Source organism: Pseudomonadota bacterium (assembly GCA_027624955.1).
GTDB lineage: Bacteria > Pseudomonadota > Alphaproteobacteria > UBA828 > UBA828 > PTKB01.
In genome coordinates this window covers 83,260-102,361 of sequence record JAQBTG010000001.1, presented here as the reverse complement: position 1 = coordinate 102,361, position 19,102 = coordinate 83,260, and the positions used below count along the sequence as shown (strand labels likewise).

19 protein-coding genes are annotated in these 19,102 nt (G+C 60.1%); 11 read left to right on the top strand and 8 right to left on the bottom strand.

Going from position 1 to position 19,102, the window contains the following annotated elements; genetic code table 11:
- Positions 1 to 22: 22 nt before the first annotated feature.
- The 3 genes from thrS to O3A94_00485 all read right to left on the bottom strand — a co-directional run bounded on the left by thrS (position 23) and on the right by O3A94_00485 (position 4,141).
- Positions 23 to 1,942 carry a threonine--tRNA ligase gene (gene thrS / locus O3A94_00495; protein MDA1354726.1) on the bottom strand — a complete coding sequence of 640 codons (1,920 nt, stop codon included), beginning with the start codon at positions 1,940 to 1,942 and terminating at the stop codon, positions 23 to 25.
- Positions 1,943 to 2,066: 124 nt separating this feature from the next.
- Entirely contained in the window at positions 2,067 to 2,996 is a 930-nt protein-coding gene (locus O3A94_00490) for a glycosyltransferase family 9 protein (protein MDA1354725.1), read from the bottom strand.
- A complete protein-coding gene (locus tag O3A94_00485; protein MDA1354724.1) occupies positions 2,993 to 4,141 on the bottom strand; it encodes a glycosyltransferase family 4 protein in 1,149 nt (382 codons plus the stop codon). Before O3A94_00485 ends, O3A94_00490 begins: the two co-directional genes overlap by 4 nt.
- Before the next feature lie 182 nt (positions 4,142 to 4,323).
- On the opposite strand from O3A94_00485, the gene O3A94_00480 reads away from it, so the two are divergent.
- The 3 genes from O3A94_00480 to O3A94_00470 all read left to right on the top strand — a co-directional run bounded on the left by O3A94_00480 (position 4,324) and on the right by O3A94_00470 (position 6,560).
- Complete coding sequence (locus tag O3A94_00480) at positions 4,324 to 5,067, top strand: alpha/beta hydrolase (protein ID MDA1354723.1); 744 nt, start codon at positions 4,324 to 4,326, stop codon at positions 5,065 to 5,067.
- Between the two features lie 78 nt (positions 5,068 to 5,145).
- The gene (locus O3A94_00475; GenBank protein MDA1354722.1) at positions 5,146 to 5,739 is read left to right on the top strand and encodes a TlpA family protein disulfide reductase; all 594 of its coding nucleotides are present in this window, start codon (positions 5,146 to 5,148) and stop codon (positions 5,737 to 5,739) included.
- A gap of 71 nt (positions 5,740 to 5,810) precedes the next feature.
- The gene (locus O3A94_00470; protein ID MDA1354721.1) at positions 5,811 to 6,560 is read left to right on the top strand and encodes a cytochrome c biogenesis protein CcdA; all 750 of its coding nucleotides are present in this window, start codon (positions 5,811 to 5,813) and stop codon (positions 6,558 to 6,560) included.
- Here the strand turns inward: O3A94_00470 and O3A94_00465 are convergent.
- Positions 6,553 to 7,485 carry an SDR family oxidoreductase gene (locus O3A94_00465; GenBank protein MDA1354720.1) on the bottom strand — a complete coding sequence of 311 codons (933 nt, stop codon included), beginning with the start codon at positions 7,483 to 7,485 and terminating at the stop codon, positions 6,553 to 6,555. The two genes, O3A94_00470 and O3A94_00465, sit on opposite strands and share 8 nt — an antisense overlap.
- An 85-nt stretch (positions 7,486 to 7,570) precedes the next feature.
- Here O3A94_00465 and O3A94_00460 point away from each other — a divergent pair, with 85 nt between their 5' ends.
- Positions 7,571 to 8,305: a hypothetical protein gene (locus O3A94_00460; GenBank protein ID MDA1354719.1), complete on the top strand. Its 735-nt coding sequence runs from the start codon at positions 7,571 to 7,573 to the stop codon at positions 8,303 to 8,305.
- Here O3A94_00460 and queG read toward each other — a convergent pair.
- Entirely contained in the window at positions 8,292 to 9,458 is a 1,167-nt protein-coding gene (queG, locus tag O3A94_00455) for a tRNA epoxyqueuosine(34) reductase QueG (protein MDA1354718.1), read from the bottom strand. The two genes, O3A94_00460 and queG, sit on opposite strands and share 14 nt — an antisense overlap.
- Positions 9,439 to 10,107, bottom strand: a complete 669-nt coding sequence (locus O3A94_00450; GenBank protein MDA1354717.1) for a glutathione S-transferase family protein — start codon at positions 10,105 to 10,107, stop codon at positions 9,439 to 9,441. Before O3A94_00450 ends, queG begins: the two co-directional genes overlap by 20 nt.
- A 147-nt stretch (positions 10,108 to 10,254) precedes the next feature.
- On the opposite strand from O3A94_00450, the gene O3A94_00445 reads away from it, so the two are divergent.
- Positions 10,255 to 11,037 (top strand): DUF1223 domain-containing protein, encoded by a 783-nt coding sequence (locus tag O3A94_00445; GenBank protein ID MDA1354716.1) that lies wholly within the window; start codon positions 10,255 to 10,257, stop codon positions 11,035 to 11,037.
- Positions 11,038 to 11,042: 5 nt separating this feature from the next.
- On the opposite strand, the gene htpG is transcribed toward O3A94_00445, so the two are convergent.
- Positions 11,043 to 13,028, bottom strand: coding sequence for a molecular chaperone HtpG (gene htpG, locus O3A94_00440; protein MDA1354715.1), 1,986 nt, complete (start codon positions 13,026 to 13,028; stop codon positions 11,043 to 11,045).
- A gap of 142 nt (positions 13,029 to 13,170) precedes the next feature.
- Here htpG and O3A94_00435 point away from each other — a divergent pair, with 142 nt between their 5' ends.
- The 4 genes from O3A94_00435 to O3A94_00420 all read left to right on the top strand — a co-directional run bounded on the left by O3A94_00435 (position 13,171) and on the right by O3A94_00420 (position 16,972).
- Entirely contained in the window at positions 13,171 to 15,750 is a 2,580-nt protein-coding gene (locus tag O3A94_00435; GenBank protein MDA1354714.1) for a helicase-related protein, read from the top strand.
- On the top strand, positions 15,747 to 16,034 hold the full coding sequence (locus O3A94_00430; GenBank protein ID MDA1354713.1) for an RNA-binding S4 domain-containing protein: 288 nt from the start codon (positions 15,747 to 15,749) through the stop codon (positions 16,032 to 16,034). The genes O3A94_00435 and O3A94_00430 overlap by 4 nt, the downstream gene beginning before the upstream one ends.
- Positions 16,035 to 16,099: 65 nt before the next feature.
- On the top strand, positions 16,100 to 16,561 hold the full coding sequence (locus O3A94_00425) for a TerB family tellurite resistance protein (protein MDA1354712.1): 462 nt from the start codon (positions 16,100 to 16,102) through the stop codon (positions 16,559 to 16,561).
- Positions 16,562 to 16,627: 66 nt separating this feature from the next.
- Positions 16,628 to 16,972 carry a ferredoxin family protein gene (locus O3A94_00420; protein MDA1354711.1) on the top strand — a complete coding sequence of 115 codons (345 nt, stop codon included), beginning with the start codon at positions 16,628 to 16,630 and terminating at the stop codon, positions 16,970 to 16,972.
- Positions 16,973 to 17,122: 150 nt separating this feature from the next.
- Here the strand turns inward: O3A94_00420 and O3A94_00415 are convergent, their stop codons facing one another.
- Positions 17,123 to 17,419: a hypothetical protein gene (locus O3A94_00415; protein MDA1354710.1), complete on the bottom strand. Its 297-nt coding sequence runs from the start codon at positions 17,417 to 17,419 to the stop codon at positions 17,123 to 17,125.
- On the opposite strand from O3A94_00415, the gene O3A94_00410 reads away from it, so the two are divergent.
- Together O3A94_00410 and O3A94_00405 are read left to right on the top strand one after the other, a co-directional pair.
- Entirely contained in the window at positions 17,403 to 18,113 is a 711-nt protein-coding gene (locus tag O3A94_00410) for a CarD family transcriptional regulator (GenBank protein ID MDA1354709.1), read from the top strand. The two genes, O3A94_00415 and O3A94_00410, sit on opposite strands and share 17 nt — an antisense overlap.
- 18 nt (positions 18,114 to 18,131) lie before the next feature.
- Positions 18,132 to 18,938 carry a hypothetical protein gene (locus tag O3A94_00405; protein MDA1354708.1) on the top strand — a complete coding sequence of 269 codons (807 nt, stop codon included), beginning with the start codon at positions 18,132 to 18,134 and terminating at the stop codon, positions 18,936 to 18,938.
- Positions 18,939 to 19,102: the final 164 nt, after the last annotated feature.

The window sequence follows — 19,102 nt, the reverse complement described above, 5'->3', positions numbered from 1 at the left end:
GCCCGGTAGCTCAATAGTTCAGCTAATTCGCTCGCGCCAGAGGTCCTGCTGCCTCTTTTTGAAGTCTATCCACGGCCTCATCCAGCGCAAGTATTTCTTGTTCCTTGCTGCCGAGACGCCGCATGGCGACGGTCTCGTTCTCTGCCTCGCGTCCACCGACGGCGAGAATAACGGGAATCTTGGCGACGCTGTGTTCGCGCACCTTGTAGCCGATTTTCTCGTTGCGCAAATCCACTTCGGCCTTCAACCCTGCCGCCTTGAGCCGCGCCACCGTCTGGCCGGCATAGGCGTCGCTGTCAGCGGTTATGGTCGCCACTACCACTTGGCGCGGCGCCAGCCAGAGCGGAAAGCGCCCGGCATGATGCTCGATAAGAATGCCGAGGAAGCGTTCGAGCGAGCCGAGGATCGCACGGTGAAGCATGACCGGGCGATGGCGCTCGCCATCCTCGCCGATATAGGAAGCGTCAAGCCGCTCGGGCAGAACAAAATCCACCTGTAGCGTGCCGCATTGCCAGTCGCGCCCAATGGCGTCACGCAGGATGAATTCGAGCTTGGGGCCGTAAAACGCGCCCTCTCCGGGATTGTGCTGGACCTCAAGGCCGGTGCCTTTGACCGCTTCCAACAGCGCCCCTTCGGCGCGATCCCAGACATCGTCCGTGCCGACCCGGATCGCTGGTCGGTCGGCAAAATTGACGCGCACCTCGTCGAAGCCGAAATCACGATATATCGACATCAGAAGTTCGCAAAAATCTTCGGTCTCAGGCGTGATCTGGTCGTCGGTGCAGAAAATATGAGCATCGTCCTGCACGAAGCCACGCACCCGCATCAAGCCGTGCAACGCGCCGGACGGCTCATAGCGGTGGCAGGCGCCGAACTCGGCCATGCGCAACGGCAAATCCCGATAGCTCTTGATGCCCTGGCGGAAGATCTGCACATGACCTGGGCAGTTCATCGGCTTCAATGCCAAAATTCGCTCTTCCGCCTCGGTGGTGAACATGTGCTCGCGGAATTTTTCCCAATGGCCGGAGGCTTCCCACAAACTGCGGTCGATCAGTTCCGGGGTCTTCACCTCGACATAACCGGCATCATCCAGGCGCTGGCGCATATAAGTTTGCAGCGTGCGGTAAAGCTGCCAGCCATGCGGGTGCCAAAACACCATGCCCATCGCTTCCTGCTGGAGATGGAACAAATTCATCTCGCGGCCGAGGCGCCGGTGATCGCGCTTTTCGGCTTCCTCCAAGCGGTGCAGATAGGCTGTGAGATCTTTTTCTGTCGCCCACGCAGTGCCGTAAATGCGTTGCAGCATTTCGTTGTCGGAATTGCCGCGCCAATAGGCGCCGGCGACCTTGGTCAGTTTGAAGGCGCCGATACGCCCCGTAGATGGCAAATGCGGCCCGCGGCAGAGATCGATGAAATTTCCCTGGCGGTAGAGGCTGACATCCTGATCCGCAGGAATGCCAGCAATGATCTCTGCCTTATAATGCTCGCCCGCGTTTTTATAATATTCAACCGCTCGGTCGCGCGGCCATACTTCACGCGTAATTTCCTCATCGCGTTCGACGATTTCGGCCATGCGCGCTTCAATCGCTCCCAGATCGTCGAGCGTAAACGGCTGAGCGCGGGCAAAATCGTAATAGAAGCCGTTTTCGATGGCCGGGCCGATCGTGACTTGGGTATCGGGATATAGTTCTTTGACGGCCTCGGCCATCACATGCGCGGTATCGTGCCGCAATACCTCAAGCCCCGCCGCGTCCTTGGCGGTGACGATACTGATTGCCGCGTCCTTCTCGATGACGCGCGAGAGATCCCATAATTCGCCATCGACCGACACCACAAGCGCCGCCTTGGCCAAGCCAGGGCCGATACTGGCAGCGATCTCCAGCCCGCTTATCGGGTTCTCGAAAGAGCGCGTCGAGCCGTCTGGCAAAGTAAATTCGGGCATGGACCTCTTTAATTCTGAACGCCGCAGTAAATCTGAACACCGCAGGAAACACCGCAGTAAAAGTGGCGGCACTCTACTAGGCGCGCAACCCCTGTCAAGCCACGCAAGCCTTGCACAATTATGGTTAAGCCAACGTCAACGAAGCGCGAACTTCCGCCACCGGCAAGTCGGCCAGACGCTGGCGCTGCAAAATATGAACGGCGGGGCCGTGTGGGGCGGTCAAGGCAGGGTCGGAGGCACCGGAAAACAGTACCGTGGCGGCACAGCCGGCGGCGGTGATGAGATGCATCGGCCCGGTATCATTGCCGACCGCCGCCACGGCGCCGCGAGCCAGCGCGACGATCTGGCTGAACTCTGTGCGCCCACAAAGATTTCGCGCCGCCTGGCAGATGGTGTGGATTTCCGCCAAGACAGGGCGCTCCGCCGCTGCGCCGAGCAGAAGCGGCAGATACCCCGTCCCAGCTAGACCCGATGCCAGCTCGCCATAAGCCTCGGCCGGCCAGCGTTTTTCGGGACGGTGAGCCGAGCCGCCGGGCACCAGGAGAACATAGGGCTCAGCCGGCGCGAGTTCAGATATGTCGCCGTCCAGCCACGACAGATCCGGCGCCGCGACCGCGTCGACGCCGGCCACGGCGAGCTGTTCGCGCTGGCGTGCCACGGTGTGCATGGTATTGCGCTCTGGATTGGCATGCGGGTGCGAGCAGCCCCTGGCGATACCCGACCATTCCGGGCGGGGCGCAGCAAAGTAACGGTAATAGGAGGTTGAGCGGCGTGAGGTTTGCAAGTCATAGACGCGGCTAAAGCCTGCGCCGCGTAAACGCCGGCAGAGACCGAGCCATGCCGGAATGTTCCACTTCGAGGCCCGAGAATCGCACCAAATGCGATCGAAATACCCGGAGCGGCGGGCCATCTCTTCAAACGGCGCGGTGGTGAGAAGCGTAATCTGCGCTCGCGCGTGGTGCGCGCGGATCGCCGCGAATGGCCCCGTCGACAGCACAAAATCGCCGAGCGCGCCGTGTTTGATGACGAGAATTTCGCCGCCGGTGCTGCTCACCGGTCGCTCGTGGCCGGCGGTTCGCCGGCCAGGACTTCGCGATAAACAGCAAGTGTGCCGTCGCACATTTTCTCGAGCGTGAAATTTTCCCGCACATGGCGGATCGCCACTTGCGCCATCGATGTACGGCGCTCGACATCAAGATCGAGCGCCGCGTTGAGGGCGCGGGCGAGCGCAACGGCATCGCCCGGCTCGACCAAAAGCCCGGTCTCACCTTCGAGAATGGTTTCCTTGGCGCCACCATGATCGAAGGCGACGACGGGGCGGCCCATCGCTTGCGCCTCGACGATCACCCGGCCAAAGGCTTCCGGCTTGGTGGAGGCGCTGACCACCACATCCGCCGACATATAGGCCGCCGGCATATCGCGGCACGGTCCGGCAAAGCGGACGATATGGCCGAGGCCGTTCTTCTCGACCTGGCGCTCAAGCTGGTTGCGATAATCGGTGCGGCCTTGGTCGTCACCAACAAAGACAACAACGTAATCGTCGCGGGTGAGATGGGTCAGCGCATCGAGCAACACGCCATGGCCTTTCCACGATGTGAGCCGGCCCGGCAACATAATTACGAATTTACCGTCGGGGAGGCGCCATTGCCCAGCGAGCTGGATGAGGCGTGCCTGCGGGACAGCGGCGGTACTGAAAATGGCGATATCGACCCCGCGGCGAATGACACGGAGACGCGTCTGGTCCATGGGATAGGTGTGGATGATGTGATTAGCGGTGAATTCGGAATTGGCGATGACACGCTCGCCCTTCACCATAACGGCGTTGTAGTGCCGTTTGAGCGCACCGGATGTGCCATACGCGCCGTGAAAGGTGGTAATGAAATGGCAGCCGGTTTTTTGTGCGGCGTACAAGGCGCTCCATGCCGGCGCGCGCGAGCGGGCGTGAATGATATCCACATTCTCGGACCGGATCAACTCGGCCAAACGCCCGGCATTTTTACGAATCTGGATTGGGTTTTTACTTTTCAGCGGCAGTTGGATATGCCGGGCGCCGGCGGACTCCACCTGACGCACCATCGCGCCACCGGCTGAAGCGACAAGCGCGCGCCACCCGGCAGCGGTCACGGCCTGGGCAATTTCCACCGTGGATCGCTCAGTGCCGCCGGGCACGTCAAGCTCCGGCATGATCTGGAGCACCACCGGACTATTCTTGTGCGGCGCTTCCCGCGCTCGTTGCTGCCGCGCTTCCCGCGCTGCAGCGCCAATGTTAGATTGAGAGGCTTTTGACACTTGTGTTCCGCGTCATAGTGAAAACAGGCATCGACCTGCCAGGAGATAGTTCCATAACTGATCCAACTGCGGCAAACCCTGAGAGTGCGCGCATCCTCAGCGCACCGGACGGGCAGACAATCGCCTACCATTTGCTGGAGGGCAAGGCTCCCGGCGTGATGTTTTTGGGCGGCCTGATGTCCGATATGAGCGGCACCAAAGCAATTTCTCTGGAATCCCATTGCCGCGCGGCGGGGCGCGCGTTTGTGCGCTTCGATTATTTGGGGCATGGCGAATCGTCAGGGCGCTTCATTGACGGCACGATCGGCCGCTGGCACGCCGATACGCTTGCGGTTCTCGATGAGATCGCGAAGGGGCCGCAAATATTGGTCGGCTCGAGCATGGGCGGGTGGCAGATGTTGCTCGCGGCGCGTGCCCGACCCAAGCGAATTGCCGGCCTGATCGGCGTCGCTGCGGCGCCGGATTTCACCGAAGACCTCATGTGGGATCAATTCGACGATGCGGCAAAAGCGCGCATGCGGGAGGAAGGGATCCTGCATCTACCCTCCGAATACGAGGATACGCCCTATCCCGTGAGCCTGGCCCTGGTCGAAGACGGGCGTGACCATCTGCTGCTGCGCAGCCCCCTGGCACTCACCTGTCCGCTCCATCTGATACACGGCATGGCAGACAGAGACGTGCCATGGCAGACTGCACTCAAGATCGCCGAGACGGTGAGCGGTGAAGACGTTTGCGTGACCCTGGTCAAGGGCGGCGGGCACCGGCTGAGCGCCGTGGCCGATCTAGCGCGCCTGACTTCAGCTATCGAAAGCATGGCGGCGCGCCACAAGGGCTGATAAAGCCATTTCAATTCCTAGTGAACTCGGGCCGCGCGGCCTAGGCAGGCGGCCGAGGATGCACTATGTATCGAAGCTATGCAGATATCTCATTTATTCGCTCCGTTCATTCCGCGCTGGCCAAGCGTGGTGCTGGCCATCGCCCTGCTGTTCGCCGCGCCGCTCGGCGGCATGGCAGCGCAGAGCCTAATCGACCTCGACACCAGGGCCGACGGCTCGCGCATTCTCAATATGGTTGTCCATGACGCGGCGCGGCCTCTGCCGGCATTCAAATTTGTCGACGTTGCGGGCAATCACCTGTCGATCGAGGATTTTCGCGGCAAGGTCGTTGCGCTGCATTTTTGGGCGACCTGGTGCATGCCATGCCGGGCAGAGATGCCGACCGTCGACGCGATGCAGGAATTGCTCGGCGGCGAGGACTTCACCTTTGTGCCCCTTTCGGTGGACCGAAAAGGCGCGAAGCTGGTGCAGCAATATTATGTCGATCATGGTCTTACGAATATGCCGCTCTATATCGATGAGGGAATGGATGCGGCACATGCACTGCGCGTGAATGGCCTTCCCTACACAATTCTGCTGAACCGCGACGGCCAGGAAATCGCACGTATTATAGGCGACCGCGACTGGTCTACACCGGACGCGACTGCACTGATGCAGCGCTTGATCGAATAGGGCCGGACGGTTGGGCGGAAATGGCGGAGACGCCGTCTTAGTCACATAATCCATCCGCTAGTCCTGCAGTCATGGAATTCTCTCTCTTAGGCATCGTCGTCGCTTTCGCCGCGGGCGTGATCTCGTTTCTGTCACCTTGCGTATTGCCGTTGGTGCCAGGCTACGTGTCGTACATAGCTGGCGGATCGCTCGAGGATTTGACCGAAAATCCAACCGCCCGCAACCGCCTCCGCGCGATCTATTTTAGCCTTTTTTTCATTCTCGGATTTTCGCTCGTTTTTATTGGGCTCGGCGCGAGCGCCAGCGCTGTTGGCGAATTTCTGCTCACCAACAAGCGGCTCTTCGAGAATATAGCCGGCGCCGTGATCATCATCTTCGGCCTGTATTTAATGGGCGTGCTGCGCATCCCGCTCATGGCCCGCGAAATGCGCTTCGTCAGCCGCGCTGCGGGCGGCCATCCCGCCAGCGCCATGCTGCTCGGCACCGCGTTCGCCTTCGGCTGGACGCCCTGTATCGGCCCGGTGCTGGGTGCGATTCTTACCATGAGCGCCAACAGCAACGAGATCGGCACGGGCGTGATGTTGCTCGCCTTTTATTCGCTCGGCCTAGGCCTGCCGTTCCTGATCGCTGCCGCCTTCACCGGCGCTTTCCTCAATTCGATGAAATCCATGCGGCGCTTCAGCCGGCCGTTTCAAATCGCCGCCGGCGCGATCATGGTGGCGATGGGCATTGCCCTGGTGACCGGCTATCTCAGCACCTTGGCTTTCTGGCTGCTGGAACTGGCGCCCGGCCTGGCCACGCTTGATGGTGCGCTTATTTAGTTTTTTGAGGCTCCGCCGCGAGCAACGCTGCGAGGCCGGCGCGGTAATCGGGATAAGCCAATGTCACGCCGAGTTCTCGCTTGATTCGGCCATTCCAAACGCCTCGGTTTTCAGCCCAGAAACTTTGCGCCATTGCAGACAAAGCACCAGCATCAAACTTCTGAAGCGGCGGCGGCGCGATGCCGAGCAAATCGCAGGCATGAGCGACGACAGCCGCCGGCTCCGCCGCCTCGTCATCGCAGACATTATAAATCGCGCCGGCACGAGGCTTAGACATGGAGGCTACCAACGTCTGCACGATATCGTCGACATGAATCCGCGAGAACCGATGTCCTGGCTTATCGATGCGCCTGGCCGTGCCCGCGCGCACCGAGTCCAGAACATTCCGGCCCGGGCCATAGATGCCGGCAAGACGGAAAATATGCACCGGAACGCCATACGCGCACCCAAGATCGAGCCACGCCTGCTCAGCCGCCAGACGGCGGCGGCTGCGCGCATTGCCAGGCGCCGGCGCATCGGTTTCATCCACCGTTTCGCCGCCGCGGTCACCATAGACGCCGGTAGTCGAGAGATAACCCAGCCAGACCAGTCGCTCAGCAGCGGTGATATTCTTGGCATGGCTGAGGATCACGGGGTCGCCGCTCTCGCCGGGCGGAACTGTACATAACATATGGCTGGTGCCGGGGGGGATCACCGCATCGTCAAGCGATCCGCCGGAGATTCCGTCGGTCGCGAGCCCACGCAGCACATCGGCATCGCGCGCCGTACCGCTCACCTGCCAACCGGCGGCATGGAGCGAACGCGCCAGACGCGCGCCGGTATAGCCAAGGCCAAAACAGAACAGCCGTCCCGGTGGAAGCGCGCTATGATCGGTGGAATTCACGCCGCATACTGCCACATATTGCCGATCATTGTGTTTGACCATGATTATACTGATTGAAGTAAACCGATCCGTCCGGCACCGCCGCGGACAAGCTGCTCGCTCAAAACGCCGGGGGAGGCTGGTTCTGATGGTGCTTGCTCTTCTGGCTTGGCCACTTTGGCCGGTGGCGGCGGCGGCGCAAAGCGTCGTGCAATCACTCGAGTATGACCAATGTATCGAGCTTGCCATGCGCGAGCCGGATGCCGGCTTCGAGCGCGCTATTGCATGGCGTGATCTTGGCGGTGGGGTGGCGGCGCGGCATTGCGTGGCCGTAGCGCTCTATGGTCTCGGACAATTTCGCGAATCGGCGCTCCGCCTAGAGCGTTTGGCTCAGGAAAACGTAATTCCCGGACTGCAAATTTCCCTGCTGAGCCAGGCCGGCAATGCCTGGCTAATGGCGGAAGAATTTGAGCGCGCCCACGCCGTGTTGAGCGCCGGCCTTGAGCTGGCACCGGATCATCTCGACCTTCTGATCGATCGCAGCCTGGTTTACGCCGCCGCAGAGAATTACTGGGAAACCGTCGACGACCTCAACCGCGCCCTCGATACCGAGCCGGACAACGCCGATGCGTTGGTGTTCCGCGCGAGCGCCTATCGCTATCTCGACAGCCTCGATTTGGCGACCGACGACGTGAACCGAGCGCTAAGATTCAAGCCGGACCATGTTGCAGCCTATTTGGAGCGCGGCATCATCCGCCGCCTTTCCAACAACCCGGACGGCGCGCGTGAGGACTGGCTGCATACAATCAAGCTCGCGCCCGATTCACCGGCAGCAGAGGCGGCACGGCGCAATCTGGAAAGGCTCGATATCAGGGCTGAGTAGCGCACCACTCGGCGACGACATCGCTATCACCTTCGGTCGTAATATATTCGGCACGCAATCGTTCGAAAATTGGTCCCGGCGCCAATCGAGCCAACGCCCAAACCGCCATCGCTCGGACCAACGGAGAGTCGTCCGTCAACCGCCTTTCGACCACGCCCAAGAGCGCTGAGTCGCCGGAATTTCCAATTGCAATCATCACGTTGCGGAGGAAGCGATCGCGCCCGGTGCGCTTAATCGGCGAGCCCGAGAAATAGGCGCGAAAAGCTGCATCGTCCAGTTCGGCAAGCGCCGCCAATCTCGGCGCACTGAGCTCCGTGCGCGGCTGAAAAGCATGCTCGGCGCCGGCGCGAGCGAACTTGTTCCACGGACAGATTGCCAGGCAATCGTCACAGCCATAAATGCGGTTTCCCATGGCGGCGCGGAATTCTCGCGCGATATGGCCCTTATGTTCGATTGTGAGATAGGATATGCAGCGCCGGGCGTCCAGTTGGTATGGCGCGGGAAAGGCATTGGTGGGGCAGCTATCGAGGCACGCCCGGCAGCTGCCGCAAGCATCCTGCGCCGCGTCGTCGGGGGGCAAATCGAGGGTGGTAAAGATCTCGGCCAGAAAGAGCCAGGAGCCGAAATCGCGCGACACCAAATTGCTATGCTTGCCTTGCCAGCCGAGCCCGGCGCGCATGGCGAGCGGTTTTTCCATTACCGGCGCGGTATCGACGAACAATTTGACCTCTCCGCCAAGGCGATGCGCGATATCGCCAGCGAGGCGCTTCAGGCGCTTTTTCATCACTTTGTGGTAATCCGCGCCTTGGGCATAGACGGAAATGGCGCCGTGCCCAGGCGCCCTGAGGATATCGCCAGGCGGCTGCTGGGGTGTGTAATCGGCGGCCAACATGATAATGCTGCGGGCGTCGGGCCAAAGCGCGTTGGGATCGCCGCGTCGCACCGCATGCGTGGCCATCCAAGCCATATCGCCGTGAAAGCCGCGCGCCAGAAATTCCTTTAAGGAGTCACGCTCTGGTCCAGGACCGGCTGCCGCGATGCCAAAGGCGGAGAACCCGAGGTCGCGCGCCCAAGCTTCGATTTCACCGCGGAGCCTGGCGCCATCGGTGTGCGATTCGGGTACTAGAGGGGGCTTAGAAATCGAGGTCTGCATAATGTTTGGGTGGCGCAAAACCCGGGATGTGATCTTCCAGAAGCGACCTGAAAGACGGGCGTGATTTGATGCGCGCATACCATTCTTTGGCAGCCTCATATTTGCTCCACGGCACATCGCCCATATAGTCGATGGCCGAAATATGGGCGCCGGCCATAACGTCAGCGAGCGAGAATTCGTCGCCGGCCAGCCAATTGCGGCGCTCCGTGAGGTAGGCGATGTAATCCAAATGGGTGCGGATATTGGTGAGACCGGCGCGAACCGCCTGAGAATCCGGCTCGCCCTTGGTGAGAAATCGCTTTACGAATTTTTCGCCGTGGATCAGATCGGTCACTTCACGCGCGAACTTATCGTCGAACCAGGAAACCAACCGGCGCACTTCGGCGCGCACCAGCGGGGCGGCGCCGATCAGCGGGGGCGTTTTGTAGACATCTTCGAGATATTCTAGAATGGCGCCCGAGCCGCCAATCACGGCGCCGTCTGCTTCGACGAGAACCGGCACTTCGCCCGCCGGATCGAGGATCAGGAATTCGATGCGGCGCTCCCAGGTTTTCTCCAGCGCCAATTCAAACTCGAGGCCCTTTTCAGCCAGGGCAATGCGCACGGCGCGACAATTCGGAGTTAGCCAGAGATGATACAAGGTCCGCATGGGCAACAGTCTAGCTTATTGCAAATGGCCGCCCAACGACGGAGATGCGTTTGTCCGCAATCGCCCGCCCTTGGGGGTCACCGAATTGTGAACGGCTTTGTGAGATCGCCAGGCTCACGCATGATATATTTGGCCTTGGAAAAATCCATGAAAATGCGCGGACTTCTCATCTCCCTCATGTTGGCTGCCGTCCTGCTAGTCGGGCTTGATGCGGCACCCTCCGCGCGTGCCGAGAGCGGCGAACCCGTGATTGTGGTTGAGCTTTACACTTCACAGGGCTGTTCTTCATGCCCGTCGGCCGACGCCTTTCTAGGCGAATTGCTGGACGCGCGAACAGATATTATCGCCCTCGAATTTCACGTCGACTATTGGGACAATTTGGGTTGGAAAGATCTTTTCTCCAGCACCGAATCGACGGCGCGGCAGCGCGCCTACGCCAGAACACTTGGCCTGTCATACGTTTTTACCCCGCAAATGGTGATCAATGGCAGTAGCAGTGAAGTCGGCTCCGACAAGATAGCGGTGATGACCGCAATTGAGAATGCGCGCGAGAGCACCGCCCGGCAATTGGATATCACGGTGACCCAGGACCGCGCTGGCGGGCTGAAGGTTGTGCTTCCCGCGGCTGCGGCGGGAGACGTGACGAAGGTGGGAGCTGCCGCAGCGACAGTCTGGCTCGTCAACTTCGACCGCCACCACATCACCGAAGTCACGGCCGGAGAAAACACCGGACGGATGATGAAAAACAACCATGTCGTCCGCGGTCACAGAGCAATCGGCACCTGGACCGGCGCGGCGCTAGAAATATCGCTTCGGCCCGACCAACTAGCCGATGGGGGCGCTTCGGACGGCTGTGCGATCCTCGTCCAATCGGACAATTTCGGCCCAATCATCGGCGCCGCTTCGCTGTGGCTCGACGGCGCGAGCTGAGATCTCTAGGCGCTCAACGTCTTGGTTAAAATCCCGGCCAACCGGCGGCTGAACGAGGCCGGATCGGGCAGTGGTTCGCCCTCAAGAATACGCGCCTGGTCCAACAACAGATGGGCTGCATCCTCAAGCGCGTCTGAAGCCCCCTCTCGGGTTACCAGAGCGGCCAGCGCCCGAGTCAGAGAATGGCCAGGGTTTATTTCGAGCACACGCTTTTGGCCCGTGACCGGCTGCTGATGCTGGCGCAGCAGACGCTCGAAATGCATATCCACATCGCCGTCATCCGCGACTAGGCAAACCGGGCTGTCGGTGAGGCGCGATGACGTGCGCACGTCCTTGACCTCCTCGCCAAGCGTGAGCTTAACCAAGGCGATAAGCTTGTCCATGTCGCCGTCGCTGGCCTTCTCTTCGTCGGCTGCGGCGGCGTCCTCGCCAGTGCTTTTTTTGACGGTTTCGAACTTATCGAGATCGGCCGAGCCTTGGGTGATCGAGCGGAACGCTTTGCCGTTGAAATCAGCCGCGGTCGGCAGCCAGAATTGATCGACCGGGTCGGTCATGAACAACACATCGATACCTCGTGCCTTGAAGCCTTCCAATTGCGGGCTCCTTTCGAGCCCGGCATCGGCGCTGCCGCTTAGATAGTAGATTGCCTCCTGGCCGTCAGCCATGGCGGCGACATAGTCATCGAGCGATATCCATTTTTCGCCGCATGTGAGCGAGCGGAAACGCGCCAGTTTCATGAGTTTGTCGCGGCTGTCCGACGCCTCATAGATGCCTTCCTTCAAGACGGCGCCGAAATTCTCCCAAAAATCGGCATAATTTTCGGGCTCCTTCTTGGATTTTTTCTCCAATTCGGACAGGATGCGCTTGACTAGGCCGGAACTGATTTTGGCGAGCAACGGATTGTGTTGCAGCGTCTCACGGCTGACATTGAGCGGCAGATCGTTGCAATCGACGATACCGCGCATAAAGCGCAAATAGCCCGGCACCAGGCCATCGCATTCCTCGGTGATGAAGACGCGCTTTACATAGAGCCGCACGCGATGCGCGCGCGCCGGGTCAAACAGATCAAAGGGCCGCATGTCAGGCACGTAGAGGAGCGCGGTATATTCGAAGCGCCCTTCCGCATGCATGTGCACTGTCATCCAGGGATCGCCGGGCAGATGCGCGACGTGGCGATAGAATTCCTTGTGCTGATCCTCGCTGATGTCGCTCGCCGAACGTGTCCAGAGCGCCGAGCCCTCGTTGAGCGTCTCCGCCGCGCCGCTATCGCCGAGCAGTTGGATGGGAAGGGCGATATGGTCGGAATAGGTAGAGACAATATGACGGATGCGAAGAGGATCGAGGAAATCCGCTTCGGCCTTGCGCAAATGTAGCACGATGCGGGCGCCGCGCGCCGCGCTATCGTCACGCAAGATTGAGAATTTGCCGCGGCCCTTCGATTCCCAATGCCATCCGGTATCTTCTCCGGCGCGCCGTGTGAACACGTCGACCTTGCCGGCGACCATGAACGAGGAATAGAAACCGACCCCGAATTGGCCGATCAGATTTGTATCAGCCGCCGCTTCTTCGTCGCTCTCCTTTATCTGCTTTAGAAAAGCTTCGGTCCCAGAGCGTGCGATAGTGCCAAGATTCTGCACCAGATCGTCATGGTTCATGCCGATGCCGTTGTCTTGAATGGTCAGCGTGCGCGCCTCTGTGTCGACCGATAGCGTGACTTTGAGATCCGAATCGTCGGCCAGCAGAGCGGGTTCAGTGATAGCGGCATACCGCAGCTTGTCGCAGGCGTCCGAGGCGTTGGCGATCAACTCACGCAGGAAAATATCCTTATCCTTGTAGAGCGAGTTGATCATGAGATCGAGCAGCTTGCTGACCTCTGCCTGGAACTCATGGGTTTCTGATTTGGCGGTCTCAGATTTGGCGGATTCAGCGGGGGCCGACTCGGCCTGGACCGCATCGCTTCGGGGTGTTTCTTCTACCGGGGTTTCGCCCATGGCGACGTTCTCCTGCTCAGATAAGGAACTTATCCGCAATATGTGTCGGCGTGGGAGCCCGTTCAAGCCCCACGGCATGCCTCATCCAGTGATTGCAGCGGATTAAGTTGCATTCCCGGCGATCCCGTCCGATGCTTTTCGAATGGCGGAAAAGCGCGACCGGGAACGCCGCATCACGGCGGTTCTCGGCCCCACCAATACCGGCAAGACGCATATGGCGGTGGACCGGATGCTGGCCCATCGCTCGGGCCTTATTGGCTTTCCGCTGCGCCTGCTAGCGCGCGAAATCTATGACAAAGTGGTCGCCCTGAAGGGCCCGCGCGCCGTTGCTCTGATCACCGGTGAAGAAAAGATCCTCCCGCCCAAGCCGCGCTATATCCTGGCAACCGTCGAATCCATGCCGCTCGATCATGCCGTGGATTTTCTCGCCGTCGATGAAATTCAATTGGCCAGCGATCCCGAGCGTGGCCATGTCTTCACTGATCGCCTGCTGCACGCGCGCGGAACCGTCGAAACCATGTTCCTCGGCGCTGATACCATCCGCCCGCTGATTCGTCGCTTGGTTCCAGAGGCGGTGTTTACCGGCCGGCCGCGCTTCTCAGAGCTGCGCTATTCCGGCCACAAGAAGCTCGGCCGTCTGGCGCCGCGCACCGCCGTGGTGGCCTTTTCGGCGCAAGATGTCTATGCGCTGGCCGAGGTCATGCGGGCGCAGCGTGGCGGCTGCGCCGTGGTGCTCGGCGCGCTCAGTCCGCGAACCCGAAACGCCCAGGTGGCGATGTATCAGGCCGGCGAGATAGACTATCTGGTGGCCACCGACGCTATCGGCATGGGCCTCAACATGGACCTCGACCATGTCGCCTTTTCAGCTCAACGAAAGTTCGACGGCCGCAACATGCGGCAGTTGAATGCGGCGGAACTGGCGCAGATCGCGGGGCGCGCCGGGCGCCATCTCAGGGATGGCACCTTTGGCACCACAGCGGATTTGCAGGAAATCGACAGTGAGTCTGTCGAGGCGGTGGAACAGCATCGTTTCGCCAAGATTAAGGAGATATTTTGGCGCAATTCCGATCTCTCGTTTTATAGCCTCGAGCGCCTCGCGCAGAGCTTAGACAAGTCGCCGACGCTGCCTGGATTGCGCCGCCTGCGCGACGGCGCCGATCATTTGACTCTGTTGGCGCTGAGCCGCGATGAAGAGGTGCTAGAGCTGGCGAAGGTTCCGGATTTAGTGCGCCTGCTGTGGGAAACCTGCCAAATTCCCGATTTTCGCAAAACACTCGCTGATAGCCATATCAGTCTGGTGCGGCAAATATTCCTCAATTTGGCACGATCGGGCGCGCTGCCGGAGCCCTGGATCGCCGAGCGCATCGCCGGCCTCGACCGCAGCGACGGCGACATCGATACGCTGACTACCCGCATCAGTCATATCCGTACCTGGACATATATCTCGCACCATGCCGCCTGGCTGGCGGACGCGCGCCATTGGCAAGAGCGCGCGCGCGCCGTCGAAGACAGGCTCTCGGACGCTTTGCATGAGCGCTTGACCCAGCGTTTCGTCGACCGCCGCGCTGCCGCCCTGGTGCAGCGCATGGGCGAACCCGCCGCGCTTATCGCCGCGATCAGCGCGACCGGCGAGATCCTCATTGAAGGTCATGCAGTCGGCCGAATGGCAGGCTTCCGCTTCCTCCCGGATGATCCGGACGGCGACAACAGTGCGGCCTCTAGCGCAGCGCAAAAAATTCTCGGCGGTGAAATCAAACGCCGGGTCAGCGCCCTTGAACAAGGCCCCGACGACGACATCGGCCTCGATTTGGCTGGCGCAACCGAACCAGCCATGGATTTCAGAAGCGGTACAATTCGCTGGTGCGGTGCGCCGGTCGCCATGTTGATAGCGAGCGGCGACGGACTAAAGCCGGGCCTGCAACTCATATATACCGAGGCACTGAGCGGGCCGCAGCGCGAGCGTGTGCGGCGCCGCCTTGCAGTTTGGCTAGAGCGTCGCGTGGCGGATGTCGCGAAGCCGCTGCTAAAACTCCGCGAAGCGCCGTTGGCGGGCGCAGCGCGCGGCATTGCTTTTCAGCTCTGCGAAGCACTCGGCTGTGTCCCGCGGGCAAAGCTCGATGTCGAAATCGCCGCGCTCGGCTCGCTTGAGCGCGCCCAACTGTCCGCCCTGGATGTGTGCATCGGAACCCTCAGTGTCTTCTGCCGCGCGATGCTGAAAAATTCCAGATCCGAGTTCGCCGCGCTGTTGTGGGCGGTCACGCAGGAAGCGGAAATGCCGCACCGAGGCGCCAATCCCGCTGCGGTTGGTTTCGCCAAAGATCCCGCCACACTGCCCGGAGGGTACAACGCCATGGGCTTTGTCGTGCTGGGGCAGCGGGTGCTGCGCGCGGATATCGCCGAACGGCTGATCGCGGGCCTGGGCAAGCGTAGCCGGGCCGGACATTTTGCGGCCGACACTGCCCTTCTCGCCATCGCCGGGTGCAGCAAAAAAGAGTTTCCGAAACTGGTGGCAGTGCTTGGCTACAGCTTCGCCGGCATCGGCGAGGATGGCCAGCGGCGTTATCGGCGCACTGCCCGCCCAGCCAGCGGCAAACCCAAGAAAAAGCCGCGCCCAGCGCGCGCCGATCCCAATTCGCCTTTTGCCGAGTTGGGCAAGCACGCGCTTTTCGGCGCCGACCGGCTGAGTGCCAACAGGAATCGGGCTACCAAGAGCGGCTTGTGAGCGAAACCCGGAGGCTCGACAAATGGCTGTGGCAGGCACGGTTCTACAAAACCCGGAGCTTGGCGCAGCGCATGTGCGCAGCGGGGAAGATACGCATCAACAGCCAGCGCATCCGAAAGGCCCATTACGCTCTGAAGTCGGGCGACATCTTGACTTTCCCCCAGGGCTCCCGCATCCGCGTGGTGCGTATTCTCGCCATGCCAGAGCGGCGTGGCCCGGCCATCGAGGCACAGCGTTGCTATGAAGAAATTGGGGGCGACCAAGCGGCATCCACGGGAGCCTGAAACGGCCCGCCTCGACCGCTAAACTGTGGTTGAGTTGGCCGCAGTTGCTGTGTTAGGCATCGCGCATGATCAATCGTATCAAAGCGCTTTTCGCGGCCCCCGAGGGAGCCAGCGTTGAAGCACATAGTGTGGACGAAATTCAGCTGGCGGCCGCGGCGTTGCTGGTCGAAGCCGCATGCCTCGACGAATCTTATGACGAGGTGGAACGTGAGACCGTTCGCCATGCGCTAAAGCAGGAATTCAAGCTCTCAGAAGAAGAATGCGAAACCCTCATCTTGCAGGCCGAGGCGGCGCAACATGATGCCACCGACCTGCATCGTTTCATCCGGAAATTTGATTCGAATTTCGGTCACGCGGAACGTTTGAGACTGATCGAGATGTTGTGGCGGGTGGTCTATGCAGACGGCGAGTTGCACGCGTATGAAAGCAACTTGATCCGGCGCATTGGCGGCATGCTGCATGTGAGCGATCGAGAAAGATCTGAGGCACGTCAACGGGTTTTAGCGCGCGATAAAGGAAGCACATAGCCAAACCCAAATTTCATCCCCTATTGTCCGCCGTGCTGGCGGATTGTCGAAGGCAGAGAGGAAAAAATGACCTATTTGGTGACCGAATCCTGCATCCGTTGCAAATATATGGACTGCATCGAAGTTTGCCCTGTGGACTGCTTCTATGTTGGTGAGAATATGCTGGTCATTCACCCTGACGAATGCATCGATTGCGGCGTGTGCGAGCCGGAATGCCCCGTCGAAGCCATCATTCCCGATACGGGCGGCGGTGACGATGAGGCCAAATGGTTAGAAATAAACACGAAATTTGCAGAAATCTGGCCGAACATCACGCGCAAAGGCGAACCTCCGGCAAATGCCGACGATTTCAAGGATGAATCAGGAAAGTTCGACAAATACTTTTCTGAAAAACCAGGCGAAGGAACTTAACCGAAACAAATTTAAAACACGCAGGGAACAAACCGCCCAATCCCGAGTCGATTCACGCCCCTGCCGCATGGTAGGCGCACGTTTGCATGCTCTGGCGCCGTATTTTGGGGTCTGTATTTAGAGGCCATTTTGTGATATGGTCATCAAACGTTAAGGAAATGGGTGGGGCATCCCCGCCCATTTCTTATTAGCGCGGCAGCGATTGATCATCCGGCGAAGCGCACCCGGGCCCGGTTCGGGAGCGACATTTGGCTGCGGAGCCGGCCGACGCATACCGAAGCGAAATAGCGCAAATTGGAAAACGGTAAAATTCGACATGACAGCAGCAAAATCGGCCGCGACAGGTAGGCCGGCAAAAAAATCCTCGGCTAAATTAAATACGCCTCCCGCCGCGATAAAAAAAGTCGCCAAGGCGAAACCGGCCAAAGCTATGCCCAGCGCCAGCAAGAGCGTCAGCGCCAAGGCCAAACCGACGGCCAAGCCTAATTCTAGTGCGGTGACGAAAAAACCAACTGCGTCAAAGCCGAAGATTACGGCGGCCAAGCCGGTTGCTGAAAAAGCGAAAATCAACAAAAAGCCGGCGCCAAAATCCGCCCCGGCCAAAAGTGAGACGGCGAAGCCCAAGGCAGTCGCCAAGCCGAAGGTCGAGGATTTGCAGGGCTTCTCGGTCAAGGATCATGTGGTTTACCCATCGCACGGAGTCGGCCAAATCACCGGCGTTGAGGAGCATGAAATCGGCGATATATCGTTGCGCGTGTTCGTTGTTGTGTTCGACAAAGAGAAGATGACCCTGCGTGTGCCGATCGACAAGGCAAGCACCTCAGGCATGCGCAGATTGAGCTCACAGCAGAAGATGGAGCAGGCGATTTCTACTCTGAAAGGCCGGGCGCGCACGCGGCGCGTGATGTGGAGTCGGCGGGCACAGGAATATGACGCCAAGCTCAATTCCGGCGATCCAGTAGCGATTGCCGAAGTGGTGCGCGACCTTCATCGCGACGCGGACCAGCCCGACCAGTCTTATAGCGAACGGCAAATGTACGAGGCCGCGCTTGAGCGTTTGGCGCGTGAATTCGCGGCAGTTGAAAATACCAACACAGAACAAGCTGCGGAGAAGCTGGAAAACGTTCTACGCGCCGCCTGACGAAGCGGGAAAGCCGTCATGGCCGGGGTGGATCGGGACATTTTTGCCGCCTTTCGCCGCGCGCGCCGTGTTTGGGCCGTGGCGTCCATTCATGGCGAAGTCGGCCGCCTCAATGCCTTACACGAATTGCTGGGAGAGCGCCTGTGCGAAGGCGACCGCCTGGTGTATCTCGGAAATTACATGGGTCACGGCGCAGCGGTCGGCGAGACGATCGACGAACTGTTACTGTTTCGCCGTCAATTCCTGGCAGCGCCGGGTGTATTTTCCTGCGACATTGCTTATTTACGCGGCCAGCAAGAGGAAATGTGGCATAAATTGCTGCAACTTCAGCTCGCCGTGGGCCCGGCTGAAGTGTTGACCTGGATGCTGGAACAGGGGCTTGAGACAACCCTCGCAACCTATGGCGGCGACCCTGAAACAGCGCTCCGGCGCGCCCGCTCCGGCGCACTGGAGCTTGCCCGCTGGACCAACGAATTGCGCCAGCGCATGCAAGAAAAGGGTGGCCATGTTGAACTCATGTCGAGCTTACGGCGGGCGGCGTTTACCGACGACGGATCTCTGTTATTCGTCCATGCTGGGATCGACAAAAAACGACCCGTCGACGCCCAGGGCGACGCGTTCTGGTGGCACAGCGAAAATTTTGCCGATATGGATTCGCCCTATTCCGGCTACCGCAAGGTCGTGCGTGGATTTGATCCGGAGCATAGCGGCATCCAGATCGGACCCTACAGCGCCACAATCGATGCGGGATGCGGCTTTGGCGGACCACTGACATGTGTCTGTTTTGATATCGACGGCAAGGAGATCGAGCGCCTCGAGGCCTGATTCTTCACCCCTTCGGCGCGGGCTGTGCGGCGACCTGCGCGTCACCGCGCCGCAGCGTAACGGCCAGCCCCATCCTAACAATAATGTGAACTCAATCTAGTCGATCGACATTGTAACCGGTGCGCGATGCCGCTAAAGTTTTGAATTATTCTAATAAACAAATT

Bases quoted from the DNA above. Each gene is read 5' to 3' on its own strand.
- thrS (MDA1354726.1), bottom strand. From the start codon at position 1,942: ATGCCCGAATTTACTTTGCCAGACGGCTCGACGCGCTCTTTCGAGAAC.
- O3A94_00475 (MDA1354722.1), top strand. From the start codon at position 5,146: ATGCAGATATCTCATTTATTCGCTCCGTTCATTCCGCGCTGGCCAAGC.
- O3A94_00470 (MDA1354721.1), top strand. From the start codon at position 5,811: ATGGAATTCTCTCTCTTAGGCATCGTCGTCGCTTTCGCCGCGGGCGTG.
- O3A94_00465 (MDA1354720.1), bottom strand. From the start codon at position 7,485: ATGGTCAAACACAATGATCGGCAATATGTGGCAGTATGCGGCGTGAAT.
- O3A94_00460 (MDA1354719.1), top strand. From the start codon at position 7,571: ATGGTGCTTGCTCTTCTGGCTTGGCCACTTTGGCCGGTGGCGGCGGCG.
- queG (MDA1354718.1), bottom strand. From the start codon at position 9,458: ATGCAGACCTCGATTTCTAAGCCCCCTCTAGTACCCGAATCGCACACC.
- O3A94_00450 (MDA1354717.1), bottom strand. From the start codon at position 10,107: ATGCGGACCTTGTATCATCTCTGGCTAACTCCGAATTGTCGCGCCGTG.
- O3A94_00445 (MDA1354716.1), top strand. From the start codon at position 10,255: ATGAAAATGCGCGGACTTCTCATCTCCCTCATGTTGGCTGCCGTCCTG.
- htpG (MDA1354715.1), bottom strand. From the start codon at position 13,028: ATGGGCGAAACCCCGGTAGAAGAAACACCCCGAAGCGATGCGGTCCAG.
- O3A94_00435 (MDA1354714.1), top strand. From the start codon at position 13,171: ATGGCGGAAAAGCGCGACCGGGAACGCCGCATCACGGCGGTTCTCGGC.
- O3A94_00425 (MDA1354712.1), top strand. From the start codon at position 16,100: ATGATCAATCGTATCAAAGCGCTTTTCGCGGCCCCCGAGGGAGCCAGC.
- O3A94_00420 (MDA1354711.1), top strand. From the start codon at position 16,628: ATGACCTATTTGGTGACCGAATCCTGCATCCGTTGCAAATATATGGAC.
- O3A94_00410 (MDA1354709.1), top strand. From the start codon at position 17,403: ATGCCCAGCGCCAGCAAGAGCGTCAGCGCCAAGGCCAAACCGACGGCC.
- O3A94_00405 (MDA1354708.1), top strand. From the start codon at position 18,132: ATGGCCGGGGTGGATCGGGACATTTTTGCCGCCTTTCGCCGCGCGCGC.